The sequence below is a fragment of the Paraburkholderia sp. Cpub6 genome, from assembly GCF_014201065.1.
In the GTDB taxonomy this organism is placed as follows: domain Bacteria; phylum Pseudomonadota; class Gammaproteobacteria; order Burkholderiales; family Burkholderiaceae; genus Paraburkholderia; species Paraburkholderia tuberum.
Genome location: NZ_JACHDM010000002.1, coordinates 418,098 through 429,529 on the forward strand (window position 1 = coordinate 418,098; position 11,432 = coordinate 429,529).

Annotated in this window: 11 protein-coding genes; 5 read left to right on the forward strand and 6 right to left on the reverse strand. The window is 65.1% G+C overall.

The window, feature by feature from the left end:
* Positions 1 to 164 precede the first annotated feature (164 nt).
* From HDG33_RS06690 to HDG33_RS06700, 3 genes are all read left to right on the forward strand, one after another.
* Complete coding sequence (locus HDG33_RS06690) at positions 165 to 326, forward strand: hypothetical protein (RefSeq protein WP_167368604.1); 162 nt, start codon at positions 165 to 167, stop codon at positions 324 to 326.
* Between the two features lie 387 nt (positions 327 to 713).
* Entirely contained in the window at positions 714 to 1,025 is a 312-nt protein-coding gene (locus HDG33_RS06695) for a hypothetical protein (RefSeq protein ID WP_184023229.1), read from the forward strand.
* Positions 1,026 to 1,231: 206 nt separating this feature from the next.
* Entirely contained in the window at positions 1,232 to 2,197 is a 966-nt protein-coding gene (locus HDG33_RS06700; protein WP_184023231.1) for a threo-3-hydroxy-L-aspartate ammonia-lyase, read from the forward strand.
* Positions 2,198 to 2,268: 71 nt separating this feature from the next.
* On the opposite strand, the gene HDG33_RS06705 is transcribed toward HDG33_RS06700, so the two are convergent.
* Entirely contained in the window at positions 2,269 to 2,949 is a 681-nt protein-coding gene (locus HDG33_RS06705) for a LysE family translocator (protein WP_184023233.1), read from the reverse strand.
* Positions 2,950 to 2,995: 46 nt separating this feature from the next.
* Entirely contained in the window at positions 2,996 to 4,570 is a 1,575-nt protein-coding gene (locus HDG33_RS06710) for a UbiD family decarboxylase (RefSeq protein ID WP_184023235.1), read from the reverse strand.
* A 615-nt stretch (positions 4,571 to 5,185) separates the two neighbouring features.
* Here HDG33_RS06710 and HDG33_RS06715 point away from each other — a divergent pair.
* Positions 5,186 to 6,400, forward strand: a complete 1,215-nt coding sequence (locus HDG33_RS06715; protein ID WP_184023242.1) for a transglycosylase SLT domain-containing protein — start codon at positions 5,186 to 5,188, stop codon at positions 6,398 to 6,400.
* Positions 6,401 to 6,495: 95 nt separating this feature from the next.
* Here HDG33_RS06715 and HDG33_RS06720 read toward each other — a convergent pair whose 3' ends face one another.
* The 4 genes from HDG33_RS06720 to ribBA form a co-directional block, all read right to left on the reverse strand.
* Positions 6,496 to 7,692 carry a pyridoxal phosphate-dependent aminotransferase gene (locus tag HDG33_RS06720; protein WP_184023244.1) on the reverse strand — a complete coding sequence of 399 codons (1,197 nt, stop codon included), beginning with the start codon at positions 7,690 to 7,692 and terminating at the stop codon, positions 6,496 to 6,498.
* Positions 7,693 to 7,851: 159 nt separating this feature from the next.
* On the reverse strand, positions 7,852 to 8,286 hold the full coding sequence (nusB, locus tag HDG33_RS06725) for a transcription antitermination factor NusB (RefSeq protein ID WP_184023246.1): 435 nt from the start codon (positions 8,284 to 8,286) through the stop codon (positions 7,852 to 7,854).
* A complete protein-coding gene (ribH, locus tag HDG33_RS06730) occupies positions 8,283 to 8,795 on the reverse strand; it encodes a 6,7-dimethyl-8-ribityllumazine synthase (protein WP_013090228.1) in 513 nt (170 codons plus the stop codon). Before ribH ends, nusB begins: the two co-directional genes overlap by 4 nt.
* 48 nt (positions 8,796 to 8,843) lie before the next feature.
* Entirely contained in the window at positions 8,844 to 9,977 is a 1,134-nt protein-coding gene (ribBA, locus tag HDG33_RS06735; RefSeq protein WP_184023248.1) for a bifunctional 3,4-dihydroxy-2-butanone-4-phosphate synthase/GTP cyclohydrolase II, read from the reverse strand.
* A 328-nt stretch (positions 9,978 to 10,305) separates the two neighbouring features.
* Between ribBA and HDG33_RS06740 the strand changes: the two genes are divergently transcribed.
* Positions 10,306 to 11,427, forward strand: a complete 1,122-nt coding sequence (locus tag HDG33_RS06740; protein WP_184023250.1) for an enolase C-terminal domain-like protein — start codon at positions 10,306 to 10,308, stop codon at positions 11,425 to 11,427.
* The last annotated feature ends 5 nt before the right edge of the window (positions 11,428 to 11,432 follow it).

An 11,432-nucleotide genomic window follows, 5' to 3' on the forward strand; every position in this document is an offset into this window, starting at 1 on the left:
GTTTGCGGGCGATATGGTGCCAACGGTCGGTCATCGGGCGGCGTGACGCCCACGGTTGTGAAAACTGCTCACAATCGTACATGACAGGAACAGTGGTCGATGAGCCGGTTTGCCGGTCGTATTTTCCGTACTTCGTTCGCAGTCAGAAATTCGGGAGGGTCGAGATGAGTATTTTTTCTTACCGAAAGCACTTGCGGTTCCTGACGCGCGCCCAGCGCCGTCGCTGGTGGGATCAGAAAAAGCGCCTTACGCCGCGCGTGCGGATCAGCGGCGCATACGTGCCGCCCAACGTGTCCCGCGAATTCGTGTACGTGAAGGTCGGCTAGTCGCGCGGTCTTCGCAGATGAGAAAAAGCCCGGCCTCGAGCAATTGAGCCGGGCATTTTTTGTTGGGAATTTTCTTTCGGCTGTCAGGATTGAAGCGAATTTGTAATTAAAGATTACCGATGCGCGAACTCAAAACCCTGCGCTCGATCAGACCTGTGACGCGCGGCCCGTCGCCCGCGTGCAACCCCTTGATTCCCGGCTGATTTCGCTTTGGTCGCGGCGGCGCGTAGGCGCGCTCGCGCCGCGCTCGGCAAAACGCTTCGGCTCGCCCTTGCAATTTGCAACAAATGTGAACATTTCGGCCGGGGCTTTTTAGATACATTGATTTCACAGCATGCGAGGCATGCGCAGTCGGCGACCTTTGCAGGCCGCGCTAGGAGAATAGAAGTGAAAAAGATCGTTCCGTTTGTCGTTGCAGCCGCACTCGGCTTGGGACTTGCCGGCGCCGCTGAGGCAGGTGTTTCCGTCGGTATCGGCCTTGGGGTGCCGATCGCGCCGGCCTATCCGGTCTATGCGGCGCCGCCGCCTGTCTATTACGCCCCGCCGCCTCCGCCGGTGTACGCGCCGCCGGTTGTGTTCGCACCGGCTCCGGTGGTGGTCGGAGGCTATTACGGCTATGGCCGCCCTTACTATCGTGGCTACTACCACGGCTACCATGGCTACTATCGCGGTTACGGGCACTCGTACTATCGTCATTAAGAAGTGCGGGCGCGCTTGACGCGCGTGGGAACGTCGACGGCGTAACGCCGGCTTGTGCCGGGTTACGTCGTTTCTTTTTGTGTCGCTGGTTTTTGCTTTCCGCAGCGTTCCTGGCCGGTGTCGCGCGCTCGCGCGAGCGCCGTTCCAAAGCATAGAGGAAGCTGGGAGAATGGCTGCTTCGCCACCGCTCCAGGAGAGTTTCGCCGATGCAAGCGCTTCCCGCTCCCACCTTCGATGACGTCCTCGACGCCGCCGCGCGTCTCGAAGGCGTCGCGCACCGCACCCCCGTTCTGACATCGAGCACGTTCGACGAGCGCACTGGCGCGTCGGTGTTCTTCAAGTGCGAAAACTTCCAGCGCATGGGCGCGTTCAAGTTCCGCGGCGCGTACAACGCGATTTCGCATTTCGACGCGGAGCAGCGCAAGGCGGGCGTGCTGACCTATTCGTCGGGCAATCACGCGCAGGCGATCGCGCTGTCGGCGCGCCTCGCCGGCATTCACGCGACGATCGTGATGCCGCACGACGCACCCGAGGCCAAGGTCGCCGCGACCAAAGGCTACGGCGGCGAAGTGATCACCTACGACCGCTACAAGGAAAATCGCGAGGAAATCGGCCGCCGGCTTGCCGAAGAGCGCGGCATGACGCTGATCCCGCCGTACGATCATCCGCACGTGATCGCCGGGCAGGGCACCGCGGTCAAAGAACTGATCGACGAAACCGGCCCGCTCGACATGTTGTTCGTGTGCCTTGGCGGCGGCGGGTTGATCAGCGGCAGCGCATTGTCGGCGGCCGCGCTGAGCCCGGCCTGCACGGTGATCGGCATCGAGCCCGAGGCGGGCAACGACGGCCAGCAGTCGCTCGCACGCGGCGAGATCGTTCATATCGACGCGCCGCGCACGATTGCCGATGGCGCCGCCTCGACGCATCTGGGCCACTACACGTTCGCGGTCATCCGCCGGCTGGTCGCGCGAATCGAAACGGTCAGCGATGCACAACTGATCGAGACGATGCGCTTTTTCGCGCAGCGCATGAAGATCGTCGTCGAACCGACTGGTTGTCTCGCGGCGGCGGCGGTGCTGAACGGCGTCGTGCCGGTGAAGGGCAAGCGCGTCGGCGTGGTGGTGAGCGGTGGCAATGTCGATCTGCCGAAGCTCGCGCAGTACCTCGCATGAGCGGCTCACGTCGAGTCGCATGAAGAAAAACGGCTCGCCGATGCGAGCCGTTTTTTTGTTCGCGAGCCGCTTCAGCTTGCCACTTGCGCGGTGCTCTGCACGATCAGATCGCGATACCCGTTGACGATCACGCTGTATGAGAAATAGGCGAACAGCAGCGCCGACAGAACGTGACACGCGCGCAGCAGACCGGCGCCCGCGCGCTTGCGTCCCTGGCTGCCGAGCCCGCAGATGAACAGCGTCCAGCACAGGCCGCCCAGAAAGAATCCGCCGAGGAAGATCAGCGCGGTTGTCGGGCTCGTTGCGCCGGCCTTCGCGATCAGCGCGCCGCCGACCGCCGCGAACCACAGGATCGCCGACGGCGACGACACCGCGAGCAGCACGCCGCGCAGAAACCCGCGCCATGCCGACTGATGCGGCGCAGCCGCGTCGCCTTCGCCGGCAACAGCTTGCGCCGTGGCCGGGAACATCGCTTCACGCGCCATCTTCCAGGTGAGAAACAGGAGGATCGCCGCGCCGCCGATCCATACGACCCAGCGCACCGATTCGAACTGCAGCAGCGCGGCCATGCCCGCGAGCGCGAGCGTCGCGTAAATGAGATCGCCGACGCACGAGCCGAGGCCGAGCCAGAAGCCCGGCCGAAAGCCGTGCGACAGCGTCAGCGAAATGATCGCGACGTTGACGAGACCGATATCGAGGCACAGCGACAAGGACAGAAAAAAGCCGTCCGACATCATTGAAAAAGCGTGCATCCGCGCGAGCGCTCCATCCGTTATTGATTGTGTTGTCCCGCGCGCGTTACAGGCCGAGGCCCAACTCGTTCCACAAGCTATCGATACGCTCTTTGACCGCGTCGTCCATCACGATCGGGCGGCCCCATTCGCGGTCGGTTTCGCCCGGCCACTTGTTGGTTGCGTCGAGCCCCATCTTCGAGCCGAGGCCGGCTACCGGCGACGCGAAATCGAGATAGTCGATCGGCGTGCGGTCGACGAGCACCGTGTCGCGCGTCGGGTCCACTCGCGTGGTGATCGCCCAGATCACTTCCTTCCAGTCCCGGATATTGACGTCCTCATCGACGACGACGATGAACTTCGTATACATGAACTGCCGCAGGAAGCTCCACACGCCGAACATCACGCGTTTCGCGTGGCCGGGGTAGCTCTTCTTCATTTGCACGATCGCCATGCGGTAACTGCAGCCTTCGGGCGGCAGATAGAAGTCCGTGATCTCGGTGAACTGCTTCTGCAGCAAAGGTACGAACACTTCGTTCAGCGCGACGCCGAGCACCGCCGGCTCGTCGGGCGGTCTGCCGGTGTAGGTGGAGTGATAGATCGCGTCGCGGCGCATCGTGATGCGCTCGACCGTGAAGACCGGGAACCACTCCTGTTCGTTGTAGTAGCCGGTGTGATCGCCATACGGGCCTTCGAGCGCGTGTTCGTACGTGGCCGACGCACCCTTCGACGGACGCGGCGGTGCGCCGGCCGGGGCGGGCGAGGGTGCGCCTTCCTGCGGATAGATGAAGCCCTCGAGCACGATCTCGGCGCGCGCGGGGACCTGCAGACCGTCGACGCCCGGTGTGACGCATTTCGCGAGCTCGGTGCGCCCGCCGCGCAGCAGGCCGGCGAACTGGTATTCGGACAGCGTGTCGGGTACCGGCGTGACCGCGCCGAGAATCGTCGCCGGGTCCGCACCGAGCACGACGGCCACCGGATACGGCTTGCCGGGATTTTTAAGCGCGAACTCACGAAAATCGAGCGCGCCGCCGCGATGCGCCAGCCAGCGCATGATCAGCTTGTTACGCCCGATCAGTTGCTGGCGATAGATACCCAGGTTTTGTCGACTCTTGTTCGGCCCTTTCGTGACGGTCAGACCCCAGGTGATCAACGGCCCGGCATCGCCGGGCCAGCAGGTCTGAATGGGCAATCTGGCAAGGTCGACGTCATTGCCTTCCCAGACGATTTCCTGGCAGGGCGGTGCGTTGACCGTCTTCGGCGCCATGTCCCACACGGCCTTCGCTAGCGACAGCAGCTTGCCGGCGTCCTTGAGCCCTTTCGGCGGCTCGGGTTCCTTCAACGCGGAGAGTAGCCGACCGACATCGCGCAGCGATTCGAGCGCCGCCTGGTCGCCCGCGCCCGCTTCGGCATCGATGCCCATGCCAAGCGCGACGCGGCGCGGCGTGCCGAACAGATTGCCGAGCACCGGGAACGCGTGCCGCTCGGTGTTCTCGAACAACAGAGCCGGGCCGCCCGCGCGGAGCACACGGTCGCAAAGTTCGGTCATTTCGAGATTCGGCGACACTTTTTGCGAAATTCGGCGCAATTCACCGATCGCCTCGAGGCGGCCGATGAAATCGCGTAAGTCTTTGTATTTCATCTGTGACGGTTCAGGGCCGCATGCACGGCGCATAAGACGGGGAGGGCAGGAGGAACGGCGTTGGTACCTATCTGACGCAAAAAACGATTGTCGATTTTACCTGCGTTAGCCACCGCACGTAGATCAACCAAATGGTCTAGTCCAAACAGCCAGGGTCGGATCGCCCGAAACGCGCATTGAGCGCGGTTCTCGGGTGACTGAACACTGTTCATAATTACAAAAAGTTATCATTCTTGAATTCTATAGTGTTGACGATCTATAAAACCGTGCATAGAATCCGTCCACATTGGTTGCAGGGCGTTAACCTTTTTACCGTCGCCCCGGTCCTCAGACGCAACGCGTCACCGTTTTGCTTCCCTGCAGGGTAGAACGGCATTATTGAAGTCCCTCACCAGCGTCCACCAACGCTGGTTTTTCGCGTGGGAGCCAAGCCCGATACACATCGAGTATGGGTGGGCTGTTTTTGAGATGGCTCCCAAAACGGTATATGTTGCCGTTTTCCCGACGTCGCTGCTGCCCGACCAGAGAGCACGCGATGTCTTGACTCTGCGAGCGCGCCGTACCGCCTGATTTGTCCCGGCGGAGTTCGCGGATCATGCAAGATGGGAGATCTGAATGAACGCCTGGTTATCGTGGCGTCCCGATGAGCGTATTGCGCAGGTTGTGCGCGGTGCGCTGCGCAGCGGGACGCGACTGAGTCATCACCTATTCAGCATTGTCGGCGGGATCGCCGTGGTGCTGGCTCTCGCACTGTGGCTGATGCCGACCTGGCGCGGCGCGCTCGCCGCGCGTCTGATGCCGGTCATTTCCGCCGCCGTGCAAGCGGGCCCCGCCCGCCTGCTGCAAGGCAATCCGCTGCCCGCCATCGGACCGACCAGAAACGCCGACGCATCCTCCGACGAATCGCTGTCGGCCAATTCGCCGAACATGCTGACCACGCCGAGTCCCACCGATGGCTCGAACGACGGCAGCATGACCCTCACCGCGGCCACCACCGGCTTCGACGGCGCGTTCGACGGCGCCGGCACGTCGGGCACGAGCGCCACCGCGCTCAACGGCCTCGATCCGCGCACGATGCAGGGCGTCAGCGCGCTCGCACGTCTGATTCCGCAGCAGCGCGTGTCCGCCGATGCACGCGATGACCGCGTGCTCGTGTCGAGCCACGAGCAGGACCTGGTCGCGTCGTACCTCGCGCGGCGTTATCGCGTCGCTCAGGAGCCCGTCGGCGAGCTCGTAAAAGCCGCGTTCGACACCGGCCGCGAAGTCGGCCTCGATCCGCTGCTGCTGCTGTCAGTGATGGCGATCGAATCGGGCTTCAATCCGTACGCCGAGAGCGGCGTCGGCGCACAGGGCCTGATGCAGGTGATGTCGAAGGTGCATTCGGACAAATTCCAGTATTTCGGCGGCCAAAGCGCGGCGCTCGAACCGCTCGCGAACATCAAGGTCGGCGCGCTCGTGCTGAAGGATTGCATCGCGCGTGGCGGCTCGCTGCCGGGCGGTCTGCGTCTGTACGTCGGCTCGACCACGCCGGATGACGGCGGGTACGGCGCGAAGGTGATGGCCGAGCGCGGTCGTCTGCGCGACGTCGCGCGCGGCCGTAAGGTGCCGATCAATGCGCCGCAAGCTCCGGTGCTGACCGCGTCGGCCACGCCGGCGCCAGCCGCGGCGACGAGTGGTGGCAACGGCAAGCGCGTTCAGGTGACGCTGCAAGGCGGTCACGCGCTGAGCCCGGCGACGTCGGCGGTGCACACGCAGCCGGCCGATCAGGACGACGCGAACGCCAATTCGACGACGCGCCACGTGGCGTCGGCGTCGGAGCTGGGGGCTTGAGTTAGACGTTGCCGTGCCGCATGAAAACAAGGACACCCTCGGGTGTCCTTTTTTGCGTCTGGCAGGCTGGTTGCTGCCGAATCAATCCCGATGCGTCAATGCCGCCCGAACAGCGTTGCCAGCCGCTCGACCGCCTCTTCGAGCTTTGGATACGCGGTCGCATACGACAGCCGGATGTAGTCCTTCGGCGCGTGCGTGCCGAAGTCCATGCCCGGCACCAGCACGACCCCGGCATCGTGCAGCATCGCCTTCGTGAGCGCCGCGCTGTCGCCGGCCGCCGGATGCGCGACGCCTCGGCAGTCCGCGTACACGTAGAACGCGCCGTCCGGCATCACCGGCACGGAGAAGCCGAGCGATTCGAGCGCCGGCGCGATGAAGTCGCGGCGTCGCTTGAATTCGAGGCGCCGCGCTTCGTAGATCGCGATCGTCTCCGGCTCGAAACAGGCGAGCGCCGCGTGCTGCGCGAGCGCCGACGCGCAGATGAACAGGTTCTGCGCGAGCTTTTCGAACGCGCTGATCATCGCGGGCGGCACGACGAGCCAGCCGAGGCGCCAGCCGGTCATGTTGAAGTACTTCGAGAAGCTGTTGACGGTGACCACGTCGTCGCCGAAAGACAGCGCCGACACCGGCTTGGCGTCGTAGCTGAGGCCCTGGTAGATCTCGTCGACGATCGTGAAGCCGCCGCGCGCGCGCACGACCTTGACGATGCGCTCGAGTTCGGGCGGCTCGATCGACGTGCCGGTCGGATTCGACGGCGACGCGAGCAGCACGCCGCGGGTGCGCTCGCCCCACAGGCGTTCGACGTCGGCGGCGGTCAGCTGGAAGCGCTCGGCCGGCCCGCTCGGCACCATCACCGGCTTGCCTTCGGCGGCGATCACGAAATGGCGGTTGCACGGATAGCACGGGTCGGGCATCAATACTTCGTCGTCGCGATCGACGAGCGCCGCGCACGCCAGCAAGAGCGCGGCCGATGCGCCCGCCGTCACCACGATCCGCGCCGGATCGACGTCGATGCCGTAGAACTCGGCGTAATGCGCGGAAATCGCATCGCGCAGCGCGTGCACGCCGAGCGCGCTGGTGTACTGCGTGACGCCTCGGCGCAGCGCGCTCGCGGCCGCCTCGATGACCGGCTCGGGCGCCGTGAAATCCGGCTCGCCGATGCCCATGTGAATGATGTCGCGCCCCGCGCGTTCGAGCAGCACGGCCTCCTTGGCCAGTTCCATCACGTAGAAAGGCTGGATGGCATCGACGCGCGCGGCAAGCCGCACGAGAGGTTCGGTCACGGAGTTCATACGGTCAGTCCAGTTCAGAAGCAGGACGGCGCCTACCCATCAAATGATGCGCTCATCGATGCGCGCAGCGCCGTCCTTGCGGGCGATCGAGGTGCTTCGCCCTGTGCAGTGCGACGTGGCAGGGAGCCGATGCGCGGCATGGCCCCACCGGCGCCGCGCTCAGCTCTTGCGAGCCGCCTGCGTCTCGGTGGCGCGCAGTTGCGCCGAGAGCTTGTCGAGCACGCCGTTCACGTACTTGTAGCCGTCCGAGCCGCCGAACGTCTTGGTCAGCTCGACCGCTTCGTTGATGACCACGCGATACGGAATGTCGACGTGATTCTTCAGTTCGAACGCGGCGACCAGCAGCACCGCGCGTTCGACCGGCGACAGTTGATCGATCGGACGGTCGAGGCACGGCGCGATCGCGGCGGAAAGTGCTTCGGAATCGCGCATCACGCCATGCAGGATCGCGTCCAGGTGCTCGTGATCGGCCTTGTCGTAACCTTGCGCGCCGCGTAGTTGCGCGTCGATCTCAACGCCGGGCGAGCCCGACAGCAGCCACTGGTAAAGCCCCTGCGTGGCCAGTTCGCGGGAGCGTCGGCGTGCGCTCTTCATGCCTCTTCCTCGTCGTCTTCGTCTTCATCTTCGTCGTCATCGCCGCCGAGCTGCTCGAGCGCGACCGCGAGGTTCGCCATTTCGACAGCCACGCGCGCGGCGTCGCGACCCTTCTCGGTCATGCGCGCGACGGCTTGCTCGTCGTTCTCGGTGGTCAGCACCGCGTTCGCGACCGGAATGCCGAAGTCGAGGCCGATGCGCGTGATGCCCGCGCCGCTTTCGTTCGAAACCAGCTCGAAGTGGTAGGTCTCGCCGCGGATCACCGCGCCGAGCGCGATCAGCGCGTCGAATTGCGCGCTTTCCGCGAGCTTTTGCAGCGCGAGCGGGATTTCCAGCGCGCCCGGCACCGTGACGAGCAGCACGTCTTCGCCGGTCACGCCGAGGCGTTCGAGTTCTTCGATGCAGGAGTCGGCGAGGCCGTTGCAGACGGGTTCGTTAAAGCGCGCCTGGACGATGCCGATGCGCAGTCCGTCGCCGTCGAGATTCGGTTGGTATTGTCCGATTTCCATATGAATTCCGTAGTGTTTGAGTGGGCGCGAGGCGCGTGAGTGGCCGGATCAGAGTTGCGGGGCTTGCGTTTTGCTGCCGGGCATCGGAATGAAGCCCGTGACTTCGAGACCATAACCCGACATGCTGCCGAGCTTGCGTGGGTTCGACAGCACCTGCATCTTGCCGACGCCGAGTTCGCGCAGAATCTGCGCGCCGATGCCGTAGGTCTTGAAGTCGACCGGCCGGCGCTTCAGCGCGTCCGCTTTTTCCTTCGAGTCGAACGCCTTGAAGACGTCGATCAGATGGTCTTTCGAGTCGCCGCAGTTCAGCAGTACGACCACGCCGAGATCGCGTTCTGCGATTTCCTGGATGGCCGCGTCCAGCGTCCACGAATGGGTGGATTCGCCGACTTCGAGCAGATCCAGCACCGACAGCGGCTCGTGCACGCGCACCGGCGTGTCGCGATCGGGCATCGGCGTGCCGCGCACCAGCGCGATGTGCGGCTGGCCGCTCGGCTGATCGAGATACATGACCGCGCGGAACGCGCCGTGCGCGGTTTGCATCGTACGTTCGCAAACACGCTCGACGATCGACTCGGTGCGGCTGCGATAGTGAATCAGATCGGCGATCGTGCCGGTCTTCAGGCCGTGCTCCTTGCCGAACTCGAGCAGGTCCGGCAGACGCGCCATCGTGCCGTCGTCCTTGATCACTTCGCAGATCACCGCGGCAGGCGTGAGGCCCGCGAGCCTCGTGAAGTCGCAGCCGGCCTCGGTATGGCCGGCGCGCACCAGCACGCCGCCCGGCTGCGCCATGATCGGGAAGATATGGCCCGGCTGCACGATGTGCTCGGCCTTGGCGTCCGGCGCGACCGCGGCCGCGATCGTGCGGGCCCGGTCGGCCGCCGAGATGCCGGTCGTCACGCCTTCGGCCGCTTCGATGCTGACCGTGAACGCGGTGCCGTACTGCGTGCCGTTGCGGTAGGTCATCAACGGCAGGTTCAGCTGCTGGCAGCGATCCTGGGTCAGCGTCAGGCAGATCAGGCCGCGGCCGTAGCGAGCCATGAAATTGATCGCTTCCGGAGTGACAAACTCGGCGGCGATCACGAGGTCGCCCTCGTTTTCGCGGTCTTCTTCGTCGACGAGGATCACCATCCTGCCGGCTTTCAGTTCGGCAATGATCTCTTGGGTGGAGGCGAGCGTCATGTTGGCGAGTTTTTCGGGAAAGCGCGTATTTTACGCCACGCGCGAGCCCAAGTCGCCTCCGCCAGACGACATAGGCCGTTTGGCCGACTGTGACGAGCCGGGCGGGGTTGCCATGCTCGTCGAAACGGTGGGCGCGCGCGCGAGTGGCGTTGGCGGCAACGCGAAGTGTGCTCCAGCCCGGCCCGCTTTACGGATTGCAATAGTGCGGAACGGTACTTGCGACGCAGCAGGCAGCTTCGTCTCACTACCACCTGGAGACCGGAATGTCGGGGACCGTCGGCTGTTGCATCGATGAAGGGCGTCACGCGTGCGTGCAAGGAGCGCGTCGATGAAGCGCGGCGCCACGAGCGGGGGCTCGTCGCAAGCGCCCGTGAGCGCGCTGCGCGCGAGCGCGTACCGCATTCCGACCGACGCGCCGGAGGCCGACGGCACGTTCGCGTGGGACGCGACCACGCTGGTCGTCGTCGAGGTCGACGCGGGCGGCCATACCGGCATCGGCTACACGTACAGCGATGCCTGCATCGTCGCGCTGATCCAGGGCGCGCTCGCCGCCTGCGTGCTGAATCACGACGGATTGGACGTCGGCGCGCATTGGCAACGGTTGCAACGCCAGGTGCGCAATCTCGGCCGCGCGGGACTGGCCGCGACAGCCATTTCGGCAATCGACTGCGCGCTGTGGGACCTGAAGGCGAAGCTGCTCGGCGTGCCGCTCGTCGGGCTGCTCGGCGCATTGCGCCCGGCCGTGCCGGCTTACGGCAGCGGCGGCTTCACCACGTATACGAACCAGCGCTTGCAGCAGCAGTTCGCCGGCTGGGTCGCGCAGGACGGCTGCCGGTGGGTAAAGATGAAAATCGGCAGCGAGCCGGACAAGGACCCGGCGCGCGTCGCGGCGGCGCGCGCGGCGATCGGCGGCGCGGGCCTGTTCGTCGACGCGAACGGCGCGTTCACGCCGCAACGGGCGCTGTACTACGCGCAACGTTTCGCCGAGCACCAGGTGAGCTGGTTCGAGGAGCCCGTGTCTTCGGACGACGAAGCGGGCCTGCGCGGCGTACGCGAGCGCGTGCCGGCCGGCATGGAGATCGCCGCCGGCGAATACGGCTACACGCTCGACGACTTCCGCCACCTGCTCGCGGCGGGGGCCGTCGACGTGCTGCAGGCCGACGCGAGCCGTTGCAGCGGCATCACCGGCTTCCTGCAGGCCGCCGCGCTGTGCGACGCGTATCACGTGCCGCTGTCCGCGCATTGCGCACCGGCGTTGCATCTGCACGTCGCGTGCGCGGCGCCGCGCTTGCGCCATCAGGAGTGGTTCCATGACCACGCCCGGATCGAAGCCATGCTGTTCGACGGTGCGCCGCGGTTGCGCGACGGCCAGATGGAGCCCGATCTGTCGCGGCCCGGTTGCGGGCTCGAGTTCAAGCATGGTGACGCCGAGCGCTACCTCATCAAATAAAGCAG